A 20,406-nucleotide genomic window follows, 5' to 3' on the forward strand; every position below is an offset into this window, starting at 1 on the left:
CGCCGTGTCACTCCCCCGGGTGCCCGGGGCGTCCCCGGGTGACCGCGTACGCGACGACGCCGGCCGCCAGCACCCCGAGCCCCGCGAGGACCGAGGCGAGCGGCAGTGCGAAGGCCAGCACACCGCAGCCCACGAGCCCGCACGCGGCGAGCGGGCGTTCGCGCGGCCCCAGGGTCCAGGCCGCGGCGTTGGCGATCCCGTAGTAGGCCAGCACCCCGAAGGACGAGAAGCCGATCGCGCCCCGCAGGTCCGCCGTCGCCGCCACGAGTGCCACCACCGCGCCGACCGCCGTCTCGGCGTGGTGCGGCACCTGGAACCGGGGGTGCACGGCGGCGAGCGGGGCGGGCAGATGGCCGTCCCGGGCCATCGCCAGGGTCGTCCGGGACACCCCGAGGATCAGCGAGAGCAGCGACCCCAGCGCCGCGACCGCCGCGCCCACGGTCACCACCGGCACCAGCCACGCGGCGCCCGCCGCCCGGGCCGCGTCCGCCAAGGGGGCGGGTGAGGCCGCCAGCGCCCCGGGCCCCAGGACGGCCAGCACGGACCCGGCCACCGCGGCGTAGACGAGCAGTGTGATGCCCAGCGCCAGCGGGACCGCCCGCGGGATGGTCCGGGCGGGGTCCCGCACCTCCTCGCCGAGCGTGGCGATCCGCGCGTACCCGGCGAAGGCGAAGAACAGCAGCCCGGCCGCCTGGAGCACCCCGCCCGCCGTGACGTCCGCGCCCGGCGCGAGCCGCCCGGGGTCCCCGCTGCCGGAGGACAGCAGAACGGTCACCACGGCCGTCAGGACCGCGAGCACCAGCGCCACGATCGCCCGGGTCAGGAGGGCCGACTTCTGGATCCCGCGATAGTTCACCGCCGTCAGCGCGACCACGGCCGCGACCGCGACGGCGTGCGCCTGTTCCGGCCAGAGGTACGCGCCGGCCGTCAGCGCCATCGCCGCGCAGGAGGCCGTCTTGCCGACGACGAACGACCACCCCGCCAGGTACCCCCAGAAGACGCCCAGGCGTTCGCGCCCGTACACGTAGGTGCCGCCCGAGGCCGGGTACCGGGCCGCGAGCCGGGCGGACGCGGTCGCGTTGCAGTAGGCGACGGACGCGGCCACGCCGAGCGCCGGCAACAGCCCCGACCCGGCCGCGCGCGCCGCCGGGCCGAGGGCGGCGAAGATCCCCGCGCCCACCATCGAGCCGAGCCCGACGACGACGGCGTCGAAGACCCCGAGGGTGCGGCGCAGTTGTGTCATGGGCCGCACCTTAAGGGGAGTCCGGGACGTCCCGCGTGGCGGTCCGGCAACCGCCCGGCGGCGTGCGGCGTCCTTCCTGGCATGAGCATCATCAGCTGGATCGTTCTCGGCCTCCTCGCGGGCGTCATCGCCAAGGTCCTGCTGCCCGGCAGGGACCCGGGCGGCCTCGTCGGCACGACGCTGATCGGCGTCGCGGGCGCCTTCGTCGGCGGCTGGATCTCGGCACGCTTCCTGGACCGCCCGATCAGCACGGAGTTCTACGACGGCGCCACCTGGCTCTCGGCCATCGGCGGCGCGCTGGTCCTCCTGATCGGCTACCGGATCCTCTTCGGCCACTCACGCTCACGCTGAAGCCACCGGCCGCGGCCGATCCGCCGGTTCACAGACCGGTCTGACGGAGGGTGATGTTGAGGCGCCCGGTCAGTCCGAGCGCGGGGTCGGCCGTGCCCGCCCACACCTTCGGCACCCCGTGGTACGCGAGGCGCGACGGCCCGCCGAAGACGAACAGGTCGCCGGACTCCAACTCGACGTCGCGGTAGGGCCGGCCGCGGGTCTCGGTGTTCCCGAACCGGAACACGCAACGGTCGCCGAGGCTCAGCGAGACCACCGGCGCACCGGACCGCTCCTCCTTGTCCTGGTGCATGCCCATGTGCGCGCCGGCCTCGTAGAAGTTCACCAGCGCGGTATCGGGGGCGAAGCCGTCGTGCCGTCCGTACGCCTCGACGAGGGCCTCGCGGCCCAGCTCGGCGAGCCAGTCCGGGAGTTCGGCGCCGACCGCGTCGAGGTAGCGGTACGGCTCCCAGCGCCGCCCGAGGCACAGCGACCGCACCGACATCACGCCCCCGCCCGGCAGCACGGTGTGCCGGTACGGGAACGGCCCCCGCCCCCATGCCCGGCAGGCCGCGACCAACTCCCGCTGCCGGCCGGACGGAAGCCACCCGGGCACGTGCACCGCACCCGGGGCGACGACCGCCCGCTCGCGGGGGAACAGCCCGTCCGTCACCGCGGCCTCACACCACCAGGGCGCCTTCGAGGCCGAGCAGCCGCTCCTTGCGCTCCAGACCGGCCGCGTAGCCGCGCAGAGCGCCGTCCGCGCCGATCACCCGGTGGCAGGGCCGCACCACGAGCAGCGGATTGCGGCCGATGGCGGTCCCCACGGCCCGCACACCGGCCCCGGAGGACCCCACCCGGCGGGCGATGTCCCCGTACGAGACGGTCGCGCCATACGGGATCTCCTCCAGGGCCTGCCAGACCCTGCGCTGGAAGTCCGTGCCGCTCGCCGCGTACGGGATGTCGAAGACGTCCCGGCGGCCGGCGAAGTACTCGTCCAGCTGTCGGGCGACGTCCTCGAAGGCCTCGGGCGCGAGCCGCCAGTCGTCCCGCACGGTCGCGGCGCCCTTCTGCCCGGGCAGCGAGAGCGAGGCGAGCTCCGTGGCACCGGCCCCGGTGACCCGTCCGACCAGCAGCATCTCGCCCAGCGGTCCGTCGACGTACGCGTACACGCTCTGCACGGTCATGGCTGGTTCCTCTCCTCGCACCCTCGGTCTCCGTCCAGTGTGCGAGGCCACCGCCCCGGGGACCGGCGGTTTTCGGACGCGACGCTCCGGGCCGGTGGGCCGGTGGACTACCGGTAGTTCACGAACTGGATGGCGAAGTCGAAGTCCTTGCCCTTGAGCAGCGCCTGCACGGCCTGCAGGTCGTCCCGGCTCTTGGAGCTGACGCGCAGCTCGTCGCCCTGGACCTGCGCCTTGACGCCCTTGGGGCCCTCGTCACGGATGGCCTTCGCGACCTTCTTGGCGTTCTCCTGGGAGATGCCCTCCTCGATCGTGGCGAAGATCTTGTACTCCTTGCCGGACAGCTGCGGCTCGCCCGCGTCCAGCGACTTCAGAGAGATCCCGCGCTTGATCAGCTTGGTCTCGAAGATGTCGAGGATCGCCTTCACGCGCTCCTCGCCGTTGGCCTGCATCAGGATCTTCTCGCCGGACCAGGAGATCGAGGCGTCGGTGCCCTTGAAGTCGTAGCGCTGCGAGATCTCCTTCGCGGCCTGGTTGAGGGCGTTGTCGACCTCCTGCCGCTCGACCTTGGAGACGATGTCGAAACTGGAGTCGGCCATGACGTGTGGCTCCTTGCGTCGAATGCCTGCGGTTGCTGTGGCGTACGACGCAAGCCTAGTCAACCGAGACCTCCCGAACCGCTGATCAATCCGGTGGCGAAGCACCCCCTCGGATCGGGTATCGTTTACGTCGTTGCCACGGAACACCGCCGAAAAGCGGCTCCGAGCAGCGCATCCCATGGCGGTGTGCCCGAGTGGCCAATGGGAACGGACTGTAAATCCGTCGGCTTAGCCTACCCAGGTTCGAATCCTGGCGCCGCCACATGGAAGAACGGCCCCTGATCTGCGGAAACGCGATCAGGGGCCGTTCTGCGTGTGCGGTCCCGGGTTCGGGGGAGTGACGAGGTTCATAGGCCGCGCGAGGCTCCCCGCGGACGACCCGCCGCCGGCCCCGCCGGGCCGTCCGGCCACCGGACGGGCCTCAGTTGCCCGCGACGTCCTTCACCGCGACCGACACGGGTGTCGAGCCACCGACCAGTTCGAGCGTGAGGCCCGCCGTGGCCGGGGTCTCGATCAGCTCGGCCAGGGCCGCCGCCACGTCGTCACGCGGGATCGGGCCGCGCCCGGTGGACGCCTCCAGCCGGACCAGCCCCGTCCCGGCGTCGTCGGTGAGCATCCCGGGGCGCAGGATCGTCCAGTCCAGGCCGGCACGGGCGCGTACGGCGTCGTCCGCCGCCCCCTTGGCCCGCAGATAGGCGTCGAACACCTCGTCACCCGGGTGCTCCGCGTCCGCGCCCATGGACGAGACGACGAGGAAGCGGCGTACGCCCTCGCGTTCCGCCGCCTCCGCCAACAGGACCGCCGCCGCGCGGTCCACGGTCTCCTTGCGGTCCACGCCGCTGCCCGGCCCGGCACCCGCGGCGAAGACCGCCGCGTCGGCGCCGCGCAGGACGTCCGCGACCTGCTCCGGGGACGCCGACTCCAGGTCCAGCACGGCGGGTTCGGCGCCGGCGCCACGCAGGTCCTCGGCCTGCTCCGGCTTGCGGATGATGCCCACCGGCCGGTGTCCGCGCGCGGCGAGCAGCCGCTCCAGACGCAGGGCGATCCGGCCGTGTCCTCCAGCGATGACGATGCGCATACTCACGACCGTACGACGGGACCGGCGGGAGGGCTTCCCGGCTCGGGCCGCTCGGGGCGGGACTGGCGGGGCAGGTCGAGCGCCGCCGCCGAGTCGCAGTACTCCCGCACCGCGCTCGTCCGGGCGACCACCCGGCCGCGGTGCACCACGATCCGGCTGTACGCGAGGGACAGCACGCCCGTCAGCCGCTCGCCGCGCACCGCGAGCAGTTCCGCGGGGAACCCGGCCTCGACCCGCACCTCCGGGAGGCCCATCGCCGCCCGGGCCTCCGCGCTCACCGCCCCGTACGCCTCCGTCGCCGGCAGACCGCCCAGGGAGGCCAGCAGGTACGCGGCCTCCAACGGGTCGCCGCGGCCCACCGGATTGGCTACGTCGCGCAGCGCGCCGCTGCCCGCGGCGAGCCGGACGCCCGCCGCCCGCAGCAGCCGGACCGGTGCCGTGCCGCGGGTCTCGGTCGCCCCGCAGCCGCCCTGCGGCAGGCACACCACGGTCACGCCGGCCGCGGCCAGCCGGTCCGCCGTCCGCCGGGCCTGGTCCGCGGGCAGCCGGGCGAGACCCGCGCAGGGCCCGATCGTCACCCCCGGCCGCAGCCCGCCGGCCATCGCCGCCAGCCGGGCGAGGCGCGCCGGATCGTCGCCGTCGGTGTGCAGGTCCACCGGGCAGCCGTGCTCCGCGGCCAGGCCGAGGACCGCTTCGACGTAGCCGGCCGGATCGGGGTCCAGGTCCGGACACCCGCCGACCACCCCGGCGCCCATCTTCACCGCGTCGCGCAGCATGGCGAGGCCGTCCGCGCCCGCCACCCCGGTCAGCAGCCGGGGCATCGCGACCGCCGTCAGGTCGGCCAGGCCGCGCAGCGAACGCCGGGCCTGCAGGACGGCTTCGAGCGGGCCGAGGCCCTGCACGTCCCCGACCCGGACGTGCGCCCGCAGCGCGGTCGCGCCGTGGCCCAGCTGGAGCAGGGCGGCCTCGGTGGCCCGCCGCTGCACCTCGTCGCCGGCACAGGAGACGGGGCCGGGGGAGTCGGCGCCGAGCGCGGTGTCGCCGTGGGCGTGCGGCTCGGCGGGCGCCGGGAGCAGCAGGTATCCGGCGAGGTCGACGCGGGGGCCGGTGGCGGTGAGGCTGCCGGCCGTGCCGACGGCCTCGATCCGGCCGGCGCCGAGCCGTACGTCGACGGTCCGGCCGTCCGTCAGGCGGGCGTTGGAGAGCAGGAGCGTGGCGGTGGAGTCCGCGGTGGCGGCGGCCCGGTCGTCGGGCGGCTGGGGCTGCTTGCTGTCGGCTGACATCGGGCTCCTCAAGGCTCCTCAGGCTCAAGATCACGCAGCGTGTGCCGAGCCTAGGGGCGGTCCGGCCGGCCTTCGCGGAGGAGCGCAATAGTCGTACCGACGAGGCCACGAGTGGCGTACGGGACGGCCGGAGCGAGACCGTGCGCAGGGGGTGGGAAACGGATTTGGGCGATCGGCGGAGGACCGTGTAATGTCTTCATCGCTCGCCCCAATAGCTCAGTCGGCAGAGCGTCTCCATGGTAAGGAGAAGGTCTACGGTTCGATTCCGTATTGGGGCTCTGGTGTGAAGGACCCGCCTTCGGGCGGGATCCGGAACATCAAAGCGGTGTAGCTCAGTCGGTAGAGCAAGCGGCTCATAATCGCTGTGTCACCGGTTCAAGTCCGGTCACCGCTACACACGGTAGCCGATTGTGGGGTCGGTCCTTCGATCGGCTACTCTTTTATGCGTTCATCCGTCCATCCGTCCGTCCAAGGAGCACTCACGTGGCTGCCACCGACGTCCGCCCGAAGATCACGCTGGCCTGCGTGGAGTGCAAGGAGCGGAACTACATCACCAAGAAGAACCGGCGTAACAACCCGGACCGTCTTGAGATGAAGAAGCACTGCCCTCGCTGCAACTCTCACACTGCGCACCGCGAGACGCGCTAATCAGGCTCGTACACGAGGCCGTCCCCACCAGGGGGCGGCCTCGCGTCGTTTGTCGGCAACAAATCCAGGAGGTAGCGAGCCCATGGCGCTCGACCAGTCCTTCGTGGGCCGGACCTATCCGCCCACCGCGCCGTACGAGGTCGGCCGCGAGAAGATCCGCGAGTTCGCCACGGCGGTCGGGGACGAGAATCCCGCGTACACCGATCAGGAAGCCGCGAAGGCGCTCGGTCACCCCGATGTGATCGCTCCGCCGACTTTCGTGTTCGCGATCACATTCGCCGCCGCGGGCCAGGTCGTCGAGGACCCGCAGCTGGGCCTGGACTACAGCCGGGTGGTGCACGGCGACCAGAAGTTCGCGTACACCCGCCCCGTGCGGGCGGGCGACCGGCTCTCGGTCACCTCGACCATCGAGGCGATCAAGTCGCTGGCGGGCAACGACATCCTGGACATCCGCGGCGAGGTGCACGACGCGTCCGGCGAGCACGTCGTGACCGCGTGGACCAAGCTCGTCTCGCGCGCCCCCGAGGAGGTCTGACCGTGGCTGCGAAGATCGCTTACGACGAGGTCGAGGTCGGCACGGAGCTGCCGGCGCAGTCCTTCCCGGTGACGCGCGCCACGCTGGTGCGGTACGCCGGCGCGTCCGGGGACTTCAACCCGATCCACTGGAACGAGAAGTTCGCCGTCGGGGTCGGCCTGCCGGACGTCATCGCCCACGGCATGTTCACCATGGCCGAGGCGATCCGCGTCGTCACCGACTGGGCCGGCGACCCGGCGGCCGTCGTCGAGTACGGCGTCCGCTTCACGAAGCCGGTGGTCGTGCCGAACGACGACCAGGGCGCCCTGATCGAGGTGAGCGCCAAGGTCGGCGCGAAGCTGGACGACGGCCGGGTCCGCGTGGACCTGACCGCGGTCGCGGCGGGCCAGAAGGTCCTGGGCATGTCCCGCGCCGTGGTGCAGCTGGTCTGACCCCGTACCCCGGGTGGGGGCGGCCGTCCCGAGGAGGCCGCCCCTTTTCCCGGGTTGACGAAGTTAGTGATTGAGTACTAACTTCAGATGCATGGTCAGGATGAGCGCAGAGGAACGGCGCGAGAGCGTGATCCGCGCGGCGATGCGGGAGTTCGCCCGCGGTGGCTACCACGGCACCTCCACGGAGGCGATCGCCCGCCGTGTCGGTGTCTCGCAGCCGTACCTCTTCCGTCTCTTCCCCGGCAAGAAGGCGATCTTCCTGGCGGCGTCCGAGCGCTGCCTGGAGGACACCAGGCGGGTGTTCCGGGAGGCGGCCGAGGGGCTGACGGGGGAGGAGGCCCTGCACGCCATGGCCAACGCCTACACCCGGCTCATCGCCGAGCAGCCGGACCGGCTCCTGATGCAGATGCAGGTGTACGTCGCGGTGGCCGCCGCGGAGGAGGCCGGCGACCACGAGTTCGGCGAGGTCGTCCGGGCCGGCTGGATGGAGCTCTGGGAGACCGTCCACCTGTCGCTCGGCGCGGACGTCAACGAGACCACGACCTTCCTGGCGTACGGCATGCTCGTCAACACCCTCGTCGCCATGGGATTTCCGCCGGAGCACCGGGTCTGGGAGGGCTTCTACCCCTCGGCCCGGCGGCTCGGCCGACTGGAGAAGTAGCGCACGCCCGGGCCCCCGGCCCGGGGGTCGGCCGCCACGTGTCGGGGCCGACCTCTGCTCGTAAAAGTTAGTCATCAATAACTAACCCCGAAGGGTGAGCAGTCATGAACCAGCCCGCAGCCCGCCGCGGCTCCGCCGCCTGGGCCCTCGTGATCACCAGCGTCGCCGGATTCATGGCGGCCCTCGACAACCTCGTCGTCACCACCGCGCTGCCCTCCATCCGCGAGGACCTCGGCGGCGCCCTGCACGACCTGGAGTGGACGGTGAGCGCCTACACCCTCACCTTCGCCGTCCTGCTGATGTTCGGCGCGGCCCTCGGCGACCGGTTCGGCCGGCGACGGCTCTTCATCGCCGGACTCGCCGTCTTCACCGGTGCCTCCGCCGCTGCCGCGCTCGCCCCCGGCATCGACGCCCTCATCGCCGCCCGTGCCGTCCAGGGCGTCGGCGCCGCGATCATGATGCCGCTCACCCTCACCCTGCTCACCGCCGCGGTGCCGGCCGCCCGGCGCGGGATGGCGTACGGCATCTGGGGCGCCGTGAACGGTCTGGCCGTGGCCTCCGGGCCCCTCATCGGCGGCAGTCTCACCGAGCACGTCTCCTGGCAGTGGATCTTCTGGCTCAACGTGCCGCTCGGCCTCGCCCTGCTCCCGCTCGCCCGGCTCCGCCTCGCCGAGTCGTTCGGCACCGGCGCCCGGCTCGACGCCGTCGGCACCCTGCTCGCCAGCGGCGGCCTGTTCGGCATCGTCTACGCACTGATCCGCGGCCCGATCGACGGCTGGACCGGCGCCACCGTCCTCACCGGCCTGATCGCGGGCGGCGCGCTGCTGGCCGGCTTCGTCCACCACGGCATCCGCGCCAAGGCCCCGATGCTCCCGATGCGGCTCTTCCGCAGCCGGGCCTTCAGCGGGATCAACGCGGCGAGCCTGCTGATGTTCCTCGGCATGTTCGGCTCGATCTTCCTGCTCAGCCAGTACATGCAGGGCGTCCTCGGCTACTCGCCGACCGAGGCGGGGCTGCGGATGCTGCCCTGGACCGGCATGCCGATGATCGTCGCCCCGATCGCGGGCTACCTCTCCGACCGGATCGGCGGCCGTCCCGTCGTCGCCGCCGGACTCGCCCTCCAGGCCCTCGGTCTCGCCTGGTTCGCGCTCGTCGTGACCCCCGACGTCTCGTACGCGGCCCAGCTCCCGGCCCTGATCGTCAGCGGCATCGGCATGGCCCTCTACTTCGCCCCCGCCGCCAACCTGGTCATGTCCAGCGTCCGGCCCTCCGAGCAGGGCATCGCCTCCGGCGCCAACAACGCCCTGCGCGAGGTCGGCGGCGCCCTCGGCGTCGCGGTGATGGCCTCGATCTTCGCCGCCCAGGGCGGCTACGGCTCCGCCCGGGAGTTCGTGGACGGTCTGGAGCCCGCGCTGTGGGTCGGTGCCGGGATGGTCGCGCTCGGCGCGGTGGCGTCCCTCTTCATCCCCGGGCGCAAGGCGGGGGAGCGGCCGGACGGCGGCTCCGCCGAGGCCGCGGAGAGCGAGGAGCACCGGCTGATCCCCGCGTGAGCGGCGCACCCGGGCCGCGTGAGCGGCCCCTCCGGCCACGCCGGGAACGGCCCCGCCCCTACCGGCGGGGCCGTCCCCGTACTCTTGAGCCCGTGCAGGAACTCCACGACGCCCCCCTCGCCCCCCTGACCACCTTCCGGCTCGGCGGTCCCGCGAACCGCCTCGTCACGGCCACCACCGACGACGAGGTGGTCGCCACCGTCCGCGCGGCGGACGCCGCCGGCACCCCGCTGCTGATCATCGGCGGCGGCTCCAACCTGGTCATCGGGGACAAGGGTTTCGACGGCACCGCCCTGCGCATCGCCACCCGCGGCTTCGTCCTCGACGGGACGGAGCTTGAGCTGGCCGCGGGGGAGGTCTGGACGGACGCCGTGGCGCGCGCCGTCGAGGCCGGGCTCGCCGGGATCGAGTGCCTGGCCGGCATCCCCGGCTCGGCCGGCGCGACCCCGATCCAGAACGTCGGCGCCTACGGCCAGGACGTCTCCGCCACCCTCACCGAGGTCGTGGCGTACGACCGCCGCGCCGACGAGACGGTCACCCTCGACAACGCCGGGTGCTCCTTCTCCTACCGGCACAGCCGCTTCAAGGACGACCCGGACCGCTACGTCGTGCTGCGCGTCCGCTTCCGCCTGGAGGACGCCGGCGGTCTGTCGGCCCCGGTCAGGTACCCGGAGACCGCCCGCGCCCTCGGTGTCCGGGTCGGCGACCGCGTGCCGCTCGCGCACGCCCGGGAGACCGTCCTGAGGCTGCGGGCCGGCAAGGGCATGGTGCTGGACCCGGAGGACCACGACACGTGGTCCGCGGGCTCCTTCTTCACCAACCCGATCCTGACCGCCGCCGCGTTCGAGACCTTCCTCGCGCGCGTGGCCGAGCGGCTCGGCCCCGACGTGGCGCCGCCCGCCTTCCCCGCCGGCGACGACGGCCGGATCAAGACCTCGGCGGCCTGGCTGATCGACAAGGCCGGCTTCACCAAGGGGTACGGCTCCGGCCCGGCCCGCATCTCCGGCAAGCACACCCTCGCCCTCACCAACCGCGGCGAGGCCACCACCGAGGACCTCCTCGCGCTCGCCCGCGAGGTCGTGGCCGGGGTGCGGGACGCCTTCGGGGTCACGCTGGTGAACGAGCCGGTGACGGTCGGCGTCAGCCTCTGAGACCGGCCCCGGCCCGCGCCGGCCGGACCACCGGACCCGGTCCGGGAATCCGGTGGAACCCCTCGCGCTCCCCAGGTCGTCGAGTGGGTGACAGGCTCCCGGGACGCGGGGACCGCACGCCCGGCGAGGGGGATCGGTGGAGGGGACCGGCCCGGCCGACTTCGCGCAGTTCGCGGAGTCGGCGTACGCCTCGCTGCTGCGCACCGCGCGGCTGCTGACCGGCGACCCGCACGCCGCCGAGGACCTCGTCCAGGCCGCGCTGGTCAAGGTCTACCTGCGCTGGGGCGGCTCGGCCGCCTGGGACTCGCCCCAGGCGTACACCCGCAGGGTCGTCGTCAACCTCTACGCGACCTGGCGCCGCCGCCGCTGGCACACCGAGGTCGTCCGCCCCGCGAGCGACACCGCCCCCGACGGTCACGACATGGCCGGGGGCGCCGACGCGCGCCTCGAACTGGCCCGCGCGCTGACCGTCCTGCCCCGTGCCCAGCGGGCGGTGGTGGTGCTGCGTTTCTACGAGGACCTGTCCGTGGAACAGACGGCCGAGCTGCTCGGCTGCTCGCCCGGCACGGTCAAGAGCCGTACGAACCGGGCCCTGGAGCGGCTGCGTGCCACGGGCGCGCTCGCCGGATACGCCGGAACGGGAAGGGACGCGTGATGGCCGGGACAGCCGAGGAGGAACCGCTCAGGCGCGGACTGCGCGACCTGGCGGGCGCCGGGCCGCTCGACGCCGGGCCGGCGCCGGTCGCCGCCGTCGTGGCCCGCGGGCGCCGGATCCGCCGGCTGCGGCGCTCGCTGGCGGTGGGGACGGCGACCCTGCTGGTCGCCGGCGGCGTCACCCTCGGGGCACGCTGGAGCGGCCCGGAGGCGGACACGCCGCCGGCCGGTCCCACCACCGCGACGCCCCCGCCGGCGTACCTCTTCGTCGGGAAGTACCCGCCCCAGCCGCCGTCCCGGCCCGGCGACCCGCTGGACGGCGGGCCCACCCGGCCGCGGGAGAACGTGCGCTACCGCTACGACCTGTCCACCGTGTGCGCCCTGCGGTACGCCGTCTTCGGCGGCCGGGTGTGGGAGCGCGCCGACGGCGGCGGACCGTCCGCCGGGCACGGGGCGACGGACCGGGTGCGCGGCTACATGAGCTGGACCGACGGCCGCTTCGACCGGGCCGAGCGGGACACGGCCGTCTTCGAGACGGACGAGGCCGCCCGGCCGCCCCTCACCTTCCGCCCGCTGACCGGGAGGCCGCCTGCGTGCCTGGCGCGGGAGCCCCGGCGGCGCCACGGGGACGCGCCCGCCGCGACGCGCGGCCCGGACCGCCCGAGCCCGGGGCGGCGGTACGTCTACGACATGCCCAAGGAGTGCGCGCTGCGCTACGCGGTCTTCGGCGGCCGGCTCTGGCGGGCCGAGGGGGACGAGGCGTCGCACACGGCGATCGACTGGGTGGACGACCTGCCCCTCGCCGCCCACATGACCCTGACCTCGCCGTCGACCGCGGTCCTGGAGTGGCCGAGCCTGCCGGGGCAGGAGCCGAGGACGACCACGTACCGGCCGGCCGCGGGACCCGGCACCGACTGCGCCTGACGACGCCGCCGCCGCGTAGGGCCGGCCGCGGCCCGGGGTCAGGCCGCCGGGGTCGCCAGCCAGTCGTCGATACCGGACAGCAGCTTGCTCCGGACGTCCTCCGGAGCCGCCGAACCGCGCACCGACTGGCGGGCCAGCTCGGCCAGTTCGACGTCCGTGAAGGCATGGTGCCGGCGCGCGATCTCGTACTGGGCGGCGAGCCGCGAGCCGAAGAGCAGCGGGTCGTCCGCCCCCAGGGCCATCGGCACACCGGCCTCGAAGAGCGTCCGCAGGGGGACGTCCTCGGGCTTCTCGTACACGCCGAGGGCGACGTTCGAGGCCGGGCAGACCTCACAGGTCACACCTCGCTCGGCCAGCTTGCGCAGCACCCGGGGGTCCTCCGCCGCCCGCACCCCGTGCCCCACCCTCGACGCCCGCAGGTCGTCCAGGCAGTCCCGGACCGACGCCGGACCGGTCAGCTCGCCGCCGTGCGGCGCTGCCAGCAGCCCGCCCTCCCGGGCGATCGCGAAGGCGCGGTCGAAATCGCGGGCCATGCCCCGGCGCTCGTCGTTGGACAGCCCGAAGCCGACCACGCCCCGGTCCGCGTACCGCACCGCGAGCCGCGCCAGTGTCCTGGCCTCCAGGGGGTGCTTCATCCGGTTCGCCGCGACCAGGACCCGCATGCCGAGGCCGGTCTCGCGCGCCGCCTCGTCGACGGCGTCCAGGATGACCTCCATCGCCGGGATCAGCCCGCCGAGCAGGGGCGCGTACGAGGTCGGATCGACCTGGATCTCCAGCCACCCCGAGCCGTCCCGCACGTCCTCCTGGGCCGCCTCGCGGACCAGCCGCCGGATGTCCTCGGGCTCCCGCAGGCAGGACCGGGCGAGATCGTAGAGCCGCTGGAAGCGGAACCAGCCGCGCTCGTCGGTCGCCCGCAGCCTGGGCGGGGTGCCGCTGCTCAGCGCCTCGGGCAGGTGCACGCCGTACTTGTCGGCGAGCTCGATGAGCGTCGTGGGGCGCATCGAGCCGGTGAAGTGCAGGTGCAGATGGGCCTTGGGCAGCAGGTTGATGTCACGGGAAGGGTGCTCGGAAACGTGCTCCATTGAAGGATCTTGCCGCACTCGAATGGACGAATACAGCCCCTTTCCCCGATCGGGACCTTGCTCGAACGTGAAAACGGGCCCCCGGTTCCTCGGAACCGGGGGCCCGTTCGCACGTGGCGGGAAGCGCGTCAGTCGCGTGCCTCGGCGAGGAGCTTCTGCATCCGGGACACGCCCTCGACCAGGTCCTCGTCACCCAGCGCGTAGGAGAGGCGCAGGTAGCCGGGCGTCCCGAAGGCCTCGCCCGGGACGACCGCGACCTCGGCCTCGTCCAGGATCAGGGCGGCCAGCTCGACCGAGGTCTGCGGGCGCTTGCCGCGGATCTCCTTGCCGAGCAGGGCCTTCACCGAGGGGTACACGTAGAACGCGCCCTCCGGGGTCGGGCAGAGGACGCCCTCGATCTCGTTGAGCATCCGCACGATCGTCTGGCGGCGCCGGTCGAAGGCGCGGCCCATCTCCGCGACGGCCTCCAGGTCACCCGAGACGGCGGCGAGCGCGGCCACCTGCGCCACGTTGCTGACGTTGGAGGTGGCGTGCGACTGCAGGTTGGTCGCGGCCTTCACGACGTCCTTCGGGCCGATGATCCACCCCACGCGCCAGCCGGTCATCGCGTACGTCTTGGCGACGCCGTTGACGACGATGCACTTGTCGCGCAGCGCCGGCATGACGGCCGGCAGGGAGACGGCGCTCGCCCCGCCGTAGACCAGGTGCTCGTAGATCTCGTCCGTCAGCACCCACAGGCCGTGCTCGACGGCCCAGCGGCCGATCGCCTCGGTCTCGGCCTCGCTGTAGACGGCGCCGGTCGGGTTGGACGGGGAGACGAAGAGGACGACCTTGGTCCTCTCCGTGCGCGCGGCCTCCAGCTGCTCCACCGAGACGCGGTAGCCGGTGGTCTCGTCGGCGACGACCTCGACCGGGACACCGCCCGCGAGCCGGATCGACTCGGGGTAGGTGGTCCAGTACGGGGCCGGGACGATGACCTCGTCGCCCGGGTCGAGGATCGCGGCGAACGCCTCGTAGATCGCCTGCTTGCCGCCGTTGGTCACCAGGATCTGGGAGGGGTCGACCTCGTAGCCGGAGTCGCGCAGCGTCTTGGCGGCGATCGCGGACTTCAGCTCGGGCAGACCGCCGGCCGGCGTGTAGCGGTGGTACTTCGGGTTCTTGCACGCCTCCACGGCGGCTTCGACGATGTAGTCCGGCGTCGGGAAGTCGGGCTCACCCGCGCCGAAGCCGATCACCGGACGCCCGGCGGCCTTGAGGGCCTTGGCCTTGGCGTCGACGGCGAGGGTGGCGGACTCGGAGATCGCACCGATGCGGGCGGAGACCCGGCGCTCGGTCGGAGGGGTAGCAGCGCTCATGCGGCCATGGTCCCAGACGGCCTCGGGACCCGGTACACAGGTTTCGAGGAGCGGACAGGAACGGTCATTCCCGGTCGTACGCGCGTCCGGTGGCAGGTCGGGGCGCTTTCTGTTCGACGTGGGCCCCATCACCACGTACACTCACTGCTCGTTGGCCCGCACCGACCACATCTCACGATGCGGTAGGTTGGGGGAGCCACAAAGGGTCGTAGCTCAATTGGTAGAGCACCGGTCTCCAAAACCGGCGGTTGGGGGTTCAAGTCCCTCCGGCCCTGCTACACACACCGCCAGGATGTGTGCGCATGTACGTACTTCAATGCACCGCCGTGCGGCTCCATTCGGGCACGGCACTGCCATGACCCGGGATCAGGTGAGAAGCGTGACGGACGCCGTGGGCTCCATCGACATGCCTGATGCCGAGGACGAGGCGCCGGACTCGAAGAAGAAGCCGCGCAAGGGCGGCAAGCGCGGGAAGAAGGGCCCCCTGGGCCGCCTCGCGCTCTTCTACCGCCAGATCATCGCGGAACTCCGCAAGGTCGTCTGGCCCACTCGCAGCCAGCTGACGACGTACACCACGGTAGTGATTGTCTTCGTTGTCATCATGATCGGCCTTGTGACCGTGATTGACTATGGCTTCCAGGAAGCAGTCAAGTACGTCTTCGGCTGATTTCTTGTTCCACCCATCTGTATCCAGGAAGAAGCAGCCACCGTGTCTGACCCGAACCTGAACGACGCCGTCGATTCTGTCGAGTCCGTTGAGGACGAGCTCGACATCGTCGAGGCGGCCGACGAGGACCAGGCCGAGGCTGCTGACGCCGTTGCGGGCGAGGCGGCCGAGGCCGCTGCCCTGCACGTCGAGGACACCGAAGAGGCTGAGGACGCCGACGCCGAGGAGTCCGACGAGGACGCCGAGGCCGAGGACGAGGACGGCGTCGAGGACGACGAGTCCGAGACCGAGTCCGCCGAGGGTGACGAGGAAGAGGACGAGGCCGCGGAGCCCGCCGCTCCGGTCGACCCGATCCAGGCCCTCCGCGACGAGCTGCGTGTCCTGCCCGGCGAGTGGTACGTGATCCACACCTACGCGGGCTACGAGAAGCGCGTGAAGGCCAACCTCGAGCAGCGTGCCGTCTCGCTGAACGTCGAGGAGTTCATCTACCAGGCCGAGGTGCCCGAGGAAGAGATCGTCCAGATCAAGAACGGCGAGCGCAAGAACGTCCGGCAGAACAAGCTGCCCGGTTACGTTCTCGTCCGCATGGATCTGACGAACGAGTCCTGGGGCGTCGTCCGCAACACCCCCGGCGTCACCGGCTTCGTGGGCAACGCCTACGACCCGTACCCGCTGACCCTGGACGAGATCGTCAAGATGCTCGCCCCGGAGGCCGAGGAGAAGGCCGCCCGCGAGGCCGCCGAGGCCGAGGGCAAGCCGGCGCCGGCCCGCAAGGTCACCGTCGAGGTCCTGGACTTCGAGGTGGGCGACTCGGTCACCGTCACCGACGGCCCCTTCGCCACCCTTCAGGCCACGATCAACGAGATCAACGCCGACTCGAAGAAGGTCAAGGGCCTCGTCGAGATCTTCGGTCGCGAGACCCCGGTCGAGCTCAGCTTCGACCAGATCCAGAAGAACTAGTCCCACAGGTTTCCGACCAGGTCAGAGTGGCTCTCGTAGCCGCTCTGACCTGCTCGGTTTTTAGCCGCGCGTGTATACCCGTTATCGTTGTGCGGTATGCCTGCATCCGGATGACCGGATGGCGGGCTGAACACTCTCACTAGGACCCGGAGAGAGCAATGCCTCCCAAGAAGAAGAAGGTCACGGGGCTTATCAAGCTCCAGATCAACGCTGGTGCGGCCAACCCGGCCCCGCCGGTCGGTCCCGCGCTGGGCCAGCACGGCGTCAACATCATGGAGTTCTGCAAGGCCTACAACGCCGCGACCGAGTCGCAGCGTGGCATGGTCGTGCCGGTGGAGATCACGGTCTACGAGGACCGCTCCTTCACCTTCATCACCAAGACTCCGCCGGCCGCCAAGCTGATCCTCAAGGCCGCGGGTGTGGACAAGGGCTCCGGCGAGCCGCACAAGACCAAGGTCGCCAAGCTCACGGCCGCCCAGGTCCGCGAGATCGCCACGGTCAAGCTCCCCGACCTGAACGCCAACGACCTCGACGCCGCGTCGAAGATCATCGCCGGCACCGCCCGTTCCATGGGCATCACGGTCGAAGGCTGATCAAGCCCCTTCGTGACCTCAGTGGTAGGGCCGGCGCGGCCCGCACCACGACTCCATACCTGAACCAACAGGAGCAGAAGTGAAGCGCAGCAAGGCTCTCCGCAGCGCGGACGCCAAGATCGACCGGGAGCGGACCTACGCCCCCCTCGAGGCCGTCCGTCTCGCCAAGGACACCGCCGCCACCAAGTTCGACGGCACCGTCGAGGTCGCCTTCCGCCTGGGCGTCGACCCGCGCAAGGCCGACCAGATGGTCCGTGGCACCGTGAACCTCCCGCACGGCACCGGTAAGACCGCCCGGGTCCTGGTCTTCGCGACCGGTGACCGTGCCGAGGCCGCGATCGCCGCGGGCGCCGACATCGTCGGCTCCGACGAGCTCATCGACGAGATCTCCAAGGGCAACCGCCTGAACGAGTTCGACGCCGTGGTGGCCACCCCGGACCTCATGGGCAAGGTCGGCCGCCTCGGCCGCGTCCTCGGCCCGCGTGGTCTCATGCCCAACCCGAAGACCGGAACCGTCACCCCCGACGTCGTGAAGGCTGTCAACGACATCAAGGGCGGCAAGATCGAGTTCCGCGTCGACAAGCACTCGAACCTGCACTTCATCATCGGCAAGGTCTCCTTCGACGAGACGAAGCTGGTCGAGAACTACGCCGCGGCTCTGGAGGAGATCCTCCGTCTGAAGCCGTCCGCCGCCAAGGGCCGCTACATCAAGAAGGCGACCCTGGCGACGACGATGGGCCCCGGCATCCCGCTGGACTCCAACCGCACCCGCAACCTCCTCGTCGAGGAGGACCCGGCAGCTGTCTGACCGGGCTGAGCCTTCCGGCTCGTGCAGTGCAACCAGAACCGGCCCCCCGCCCCTCTTCGGAGGAGCGGGGGGCCGGTTCCGTGCGTGCGGCGCCGTCACCGGCCGGGGGTACCGTGCAACCGAACGCCGAACCGAAGATCAAGGGGTGGGGACTCATGGGCATGTCCGCATGGAAGCGCGCGGGCGTCTCGCTGACGGCCGTGGCAGTCGTGGCCGGTGTCGCGGGCTGTCAGGACGGCGACGGGGCGAAGAAGGCCGCCGACGCGCCCGTGCGGGGGCATGCGCAGGGCCAGGAGGCCGTCACGAAGGTCATCCGGGCCGCGTACCTCAAGACCGCGGACGCCCGGTCCGCGAAGGTCCGGATGTCCCTGTCGATGCCGGCCGCCGTCGAGGGAGGCGGCGGTATCGAGCTGACGGGCATCCAGGGGTGGAACCCCGGCGTCATGGACATCACCGTGAAGGGCTCCATGCTGGGCGCGGCGGGCCCCGGCGCCCCCGAGCAGACGCGCATGATCCTGCTCGACGACGCCCTCTACATGGACGTGGGCGCGAAGCAGGCCGCCGAGATGGACGGCAAGCGCTGGATGAAGCTCGACCTCGAGGCCGCGGCGCAGGTCGGCGGGGGCAAGGGCCTCCAGAAGCAGATGACGGGCGGCCTGGAGAACATGAACCAGGACCCGGCCCAGCAGCTCGCCCTCCTGCTGAAGTCCCCCGACCTCAAGCACCTGGGCGCCGAGAAGGTCGACGGTACCGAGGCCCAGCACTACAAGGGCACGCTGACCTTCGAGGACATGCTCGACGCCAACGAGGCCTATGACGACCTGATCCCCGCGAAGGACCGCGAGACCGTCATCGCCGGCGCGAAGAAGGCCGGGATCGAGGGGTACGACACGGAGCTCTGGGTCGACGAGGACGGCTATCCGGTGAAGATGGCCGTCGGCATGACGACGCCCCAGGGCACGATGAGCATGACCGCGCACTACTCGGACTACGGCACCCGGGCCGCCGTCCAGGCCCCGCCGGCCAAGGACACCGTGGACCTCTTCGCCATGCTGAAGGACCTCGGCGGCGGCTCCTCCGGCGCCGGCCGGAGCTGAGCCGTACGGGCGGATTTGCTCGTTGCCGACACCTTCACGTACTCTTCCACAGAAGCCAAAGACCGCTGGTCGTTGCTGTGCACTCGCAAGGGGGCGCAGTGGCCGAAGGTTCGCTGAGATGCGGACGGCCCGCGTAGGTGATCGTGGAAGAGTTCCCGGATTCTCGAATCCGGTCGAGCTGTGCCCCGTGCGCCTGCGCCGGGGCGTTTTGTTTTGTATCAGCCCCTTCTGAGCGGTCCTCATCACCCGGAAGGAGGCCGACGCTCATGGCAAGGCCCGACAAGGCTGCCGCGGTAGCCGAGCTCAAGGACAAGTTCCAGAGCTCGAACGCCGTCGTGCTGACCGAGTACCGGGGTCTCACCGTGGCGCAGCTGAAGACGCTGCGCCGTTCGCTCGGTGAGAACGCCCAGTACGCCGTGGTGAAGAACACGCTGACCAAGATTGCGGCCAACGAGGCCGGGATCACCTCGCTCGACGACCAGTTCACCGGTCCGACGGGCGCTGCCTTCATCACCGGTGACCCGGTGGAGTCGGCCAAGGGTCTTCGTGACTTCGCCAAGGACAACCCGAACCTCGTCATCAAGGGCGGTGTCCTTGACGGCAAGGCGCTGTCCGCCGACGAGATCAAGAAGCTTGCGGACCTCGAGTCCCGCGAGGTTCTGCTCAGCAAGCTGGCCGGCGCGTTCAAGGGCAAGCAGTCCCAGACTGCCTCGCTCCTCCAGGCGCTGCCGTCGAAGTTCGTCCGCACCGCGGAGGCGCTTCGCGTCAAGCTCGCCGAGCAGGGCGGTGCCGAGTAACTCGGCTCGCGCAATGACCGCCACCCCACCAGGGGGGACGGTCGCAGCGGGCCGACAGTACGCCCGCCTACATGTACATCGGCACCAGCCGAATTAGTGGAAGGATCGCCCATCATGGCGAAGCTCTCTCAGGACGACCTCCTCGCCCAGTTCGAGGAGATGACCCTCATCGAGCTCTCCGAGTTCGTGAAGGCCTTCGAGGAGAAGTTCGACGTCACCGCCGCCGCGGCCGTCGCCGTCGCCGGTCCGGCCGGCCCGGGTGCCGTTGCCGAGGCCGTCGAGGAGCAGGACGAGTTCGACGTCATCCTCACGGGTGCCGGCGAGAAGAAGATCCAGGTCATCAAGGTCGTGCGTGAGCTGACCTCCCTCGGCCTGAAGGAGGCCAAGGACCTCGTCGACGGCACCCCGAAGCCGGTCCTCGAGAAGGTCGCCAAGGAGGCCGCGGAGAAGGCTGCCGAGTCCCTCAAGGCCGCCGGCGCCTCCGTCGAGGTCAAGTAACACCTCGCGAGTCTCCTGACTCGCTCAGGCGCCCTTCAGGCGCCTCGTGAAGGGCGATCACCCATCCGGGTGATCGCCCTTCGGCGTACCCGGAACAGGGCGTGGCGGGGGTCGTGGGACCCCCGCGGGGCGGAGTATGGTGATCTTCGCCGTGCGCCCCGCAGACCGGGGGGCCTTGACGAACCGCACGCAGCGCGCAATTCTCAGGACGCGTCGTCACAACGATCCGTATCCGAGGCATGGATCGACGGCGGAACGGGCAGTATCGAGGTGCGCCA

At 71.6% G+C, this 20,406-nt stretch carries 24 protein-coding genes and 4 tRNA genes; 20 read left to right on the forward strand and 8 right to left on the reverse strand.

The genetic code is table 11. The annotated features are described in order from the left end of the window. Positions 1-7 precede the first annotated feature (7 nt). Positions 8-1,243: an APC family permease gene (locus ACGFZF_RS31265; RefSeq protein WP_393559650.1), complete on the reverse strand. Its 1,236-nt coding sequence runs from the start codon at positions 1,241-1,243 to the stop codon at positions 8-10. 81 nt (positions 1,244-1,324) lie between these two features. On the opposite strand from ACGFZF_RS31265, the gene ACGFZF_RS31270 reads away from it, so the two are divergent. Continuing rightward, the gene (locus ACGFZF_RS31270; RefSeq protein WP_147980720.1) at positions 1,325-1,594 is read left to right on the forward strand and encodes a GlsB/YeaQ/YmgE family stress response membrane protein; all 270 of its coding nucleotides are present in this window, start codon (positions 1,325-1,327) and stop codon (positions 1,592-1,594) included. Positions 1,595-1,622: 28 nt separating this feature from the next. Here ACGFZF_RS31270 and ACGFZF_RS31275 read toward each other — a convergent pair whose 3' ends face one another. From ACGFZF_RS31275 to ACGFZF_RS31285, 3 genes are all read right to left on the reverse strand, one after another. After that, positions 1,623-2,246 (reverse strand): alpha-ketoglutarate-dependent dioxygenase AlkB family protein, encoded by a 624-nt coding sequence (locus ACGFZF_RS31275; RefSeq protein ID WP_393559652.1) that lies wholly within the window; start codon positions 2,244-2,246, stop codon positions 1,623-1,625. A 7-nt stretch (positions 2,247-2,253) separates the two neighbouring features. Next, positions 2,254-2,760: a methylated-DNA--[protein]-cysteine S-methyltransferase gene (locus ACGFZF_RS31280; RefSeq protein ID WP_393559654.1), complete on the reverse strand. Its 507-nt coding sequence runs from the start codon at positions 2,758-2,760 to the stop codon at positions 2,254-2,256. 107 nt (positions 2,761-2,867) lie between these two features. Continuing rightward, complete coding sequence (locus ACGFZF_RS31285) at positions 2,868-3,356, reverse strand: YajQ family cyclic di-GMP-binding protein (protein WP_147980723.1); 489 nt, start codon at positions 3,354-3,356, stop codon at positions 2,868-2,870. Between the two features lie 180 nt (positions 3,357-3,536). Between ACGFZF_RS31285 and ACGFZF_RS31290 the strand changes: the two genes are divergently transcribed. Continuing rightward, positions 3,537-3,618 (forward strand) — tRNA-Tyr (locus ACGFZF_RS31290). A gap of 159 nt (positions 3,619-3,777) precedes the next feature. On the opposite strand, the gene ACGFZF_RS31295 is transcribed toward ACGFZF_RS31290, so the two are convergent. Continuing rightward, the gene (locus ACGFZF_RS31295; protein WP_393559656.1) at positions 3,778-4,434 is read right to left on the reverse strand and encodes an NAD(P)H-binding protein; all 657 of its coding nucleotides are present in this window, start codon (positions 4,432-4,434) and stop codon (positions 3,778-3,780) included. Between the two features lie 2 nt (positions 4,435-4,436). After that, positions 4,437-5,717, reverse strand: coding sequence for an amidohydrolase family protein (locus tag ACGFZF_RS31300; RefSeq protein WP_393559659.1), 1,281 nt, complete (start codon positions 5,715-5,717; stop codon positions 4,437-4,439). Positions 5,718-5,922: 205 nt separating this feature from the next. Between ACGFZF_RS31300 and ACGFZF_RS31305 the strand changes: the two genes are divergently transcribed. The 10 genes from ACGFZF_RS31305 (at position 5,923) to ACGFZF_RS31350 (ending at position 12,271) form a co-directional block, all read left to right on the forward strand. Then, a tRNA-Thr gene (locus tag ACGFZF_RS31305) sits at positions 5,923-5,995 on the forward strand. A gap of 43 nt (positions 5,996-6,038) precedes the next feature. Further along, positions 6,039-6,111 (forward strand) — tRNA-Met (locus ACGFZF_RS31310). 89 nt (positions 6,112-6,200) lie between these two features. Then, positions 6,201-6,365 (forward strand): 50S ribosomal protein L33, encoded by a 165-nt coding sequence (rpmG, locus tag ACGFZF_RS31315; RefSeq protein WP_003956487.1) that lies wholly within the window; start codon positions 6,201-6,203, stop codon positions 6,363-6,365. Positions 6,366-6,447: 82 nt separating this feature from the next. Further along, positions 6,448-6,900, forward strand: coding sequence for a MaoC family dehydratase N-terminal domain-containing protein (locus tag ACGFZF_RS31320; protein WP_393559661.1), 453 nt, complete (start codon positions 6,448-6,450; stop codon positions 6,898-6,900). A 2-nt stretch (positions 6,901-6,902) separates the two neighbouring features. After that, a complete protein-coding gene (locus ACGFZF_RS31325; protein ID WP_393559663.1) occupies positions 6,903-7,331 on the forward strand; it encodes a MaoC family dehydratase in 429 nt (142 codons plus the stop codon). A 91-nt stretch (positions 7,332-7,422) separates the two neighbouring features. After that, a complete protein-coding gene (locus ACGFZF_RS31330) occupies positions 7,423-7,992 on the forward strand; it encodes a TetR/AcrR family transcriptional regulator (RefSeq protein WP_393559665.1) in 570 nt (189 codons plus the stop codon). Positions 7,993-8,096: 104 nt separating this feature from the next. After that, on the forward strand, positions 8,097-9,542 hold the full coding sequence (locus ACGFZF_RS31335) for an MFS transporter (RefSeq protein WP_393559667.1): 1,446 nt from the start codon (positions 8,097-8,099) through the stop codon (positions 9,540-9,542). A 92-nt stretch (positions 9,543-9,634) separates the two neighbouring features. Continuing rightward, complete coding sequence (locus ACGFZF_RS31340; RefSeq protein WP_393559669.1) at positions 9,635-10,693, forward strand: UDP-N-acetylmuramate dehydrogenase; 1,059 nt, start codon at positions 9,635-9,637, stop codon at positions 10,691-10,693. Between the two features lie 136 nt (positions 10,694-10,829). Beyond that, positions 10,830-11,348, forward strand: a complete 519-nt coding sequence (locus ACGFZF_RS31345) for a SigE family RNA polymerase sigma factor (RefSeq protein ID WP_393559671.1) — start codon at positions 10,830-10,832, stop codon at positions 11,346-11,348. After that, positions 11,348-12,271, forward strand: coding sequence for a hypothetical protein (locus tag ACGFZF_RS31350; RefSeq protein WP_393559673.1), 924 nt, complete (start codon positions 11,348-11,350; stop codon positions 12,269-12,271). Before ACGFZF_RS31345 ends, ACGFZF_RS31350 begins: the two co-directional genes overlap by 1 nt. A 38-nt stretch (positions 12,272-12,309) precedes the next feature. Here the strand turns inward: ACGFZF_RS31350 and ACGFZF_RS31355 are convergent, their stop codons facing one another. After that, positions 12,310-13,353, reverse strand: a complete 1,044-nt coding sequence (locus tag ACGFZF_RS31355; RefSeq protein ID WP_393559675.1) for an adenosine deaminase — start codon at positions 13,351-13,353, stop codon at positions 12,310-12,312. A gap of 128 nt (positions 13,354-13,481) precedes the next feature. Next, positions 13,482-14,708 carry a pyridoxal phosphate-dependent aminotransferase gene (locus tag ACGFZF_RS31360; RefSeq protein WP_393559678.1) on the reverse strand — a complete coding sequence of 409 codons (1,227 nt, stop codon included), beginning with the start codon at positions 14,706-14,708 and terminating at the stop codon, positions 13,482-13,484. 202 nt (positions 14,709-14,910) lie between these two features. Between ACGFZF_RS31360 and ACGFZF_RS31365 the strand changes: the two genes are divergently transcribed. The 8 genes from ACGFZF_RS31365 to rplL all read left to right on the forward strand — a co-directional run bounded on the left by ACGFZF_RS31365 (position 14,911) and on the right by rplL (position 20,128). Continuing rightward, positions 14,911-14,983, forward strand: a tRNA-Trp gene (locus tag ACGFZF_RS31365). A gap of 104 nt (positions 14,984-15,087) precedes the next feature. Further along, positions 15,088-15,375, forward strand: coding sequence for a preprotein translocase subunit SecE (gene secE, locus ACGFZF_RS31370; RefSeq protein WP_393559680.1), 288 nt, complete (start codon positions 15,088-15,090; stop codon positions 15,373-15,375). 42 nt (positions 15,376-15,417) lie between these two features. Then, the gene (nusG, locus tag ACGFZF_RS31375) at positions 15,418-16,335 is read left to right on the forward strand and encodes a transcription termination/antitermination protein NusG (protein WP_393559682.1); all 918 of its coding nucleotides are present in this window, start codon (positions 15,418-15,420) and stop codon (positions 16,333-16,335) included. A gap of 158 nt (positions 16,336-16,493) precedes the next feature. Further along, positions 16,494-16,928, forward strand: coding sequence for a 50S ribosomal protein L11 (gene rplK / locus ACGFZF_RS31380; RefSeq protein ID WP_030318720.1), 435 nt, complete (start codon positions 16,494-16,496; stop codon positions 16,926-16,928). 79 nt (positions 16,929-17,007) lie between these two features. Continuing rightward, the gene (gene rplA, locus ACGFZF_RS31385; RefSeq protein WP_393559684.1) at positions 17,008-17,736 is read left to right on the forward strand and encodes a 50S ribosomal protein L1; all 729 of its coding nucleotides are present in this window, start codon (positions 17,008-17,010) and stop codon (positions 17,734-17,736) included. A gap of 155 nt (positions 17,737-17,891) precedes the next feature. Further along, positions 17,892-18,833: a hypothetical protein gene (locus ACGFZF_RS31390; protein WP_393559686.1), complete on the forward strand. Its 942-nt coding sequence runs from the start codon at positions 17,892-17,894 to the stop codon at positions 18,831-18,833. Positions 18,834-19,099: 266 nt separating this feature from the next. Further along, on the forward strand, positions 19,100-19,630 hold the full coding sequence (gene rplJ, locus ACGFZF_RS31395) for a 50S ribosomal protein L10 (protein WP_147980740.1): 531 nt from the start codon (positions 19,100-19,102) through the stop codon (positions 19,628-19,630). A 114-nt stretch (positions 19,631-19,744) separates the two neighbouring features. Continuing rightward, positions 19,745-20,128, forward strand: coding sequence for a 50S ribosomal protein L7/L12 (rplL, locus tag ACGFZF_RS31400; protein WP_072485559.1), 384 nt, complete (start codon positions 19,745-19,747; stop codon positions 20,126-20,128). Positions 20,129-20,406: the final 278 nt, after the last annotated feature.

It is taken from the genome of Streptomyces sp. NPDC048338 (genome assembly GCF_043201055.1).
Lineage (GTDB): Bacteria > Actinomycetota > Actinomycetes > Streptomycetales > Streptomycetaceae > Streptomyces.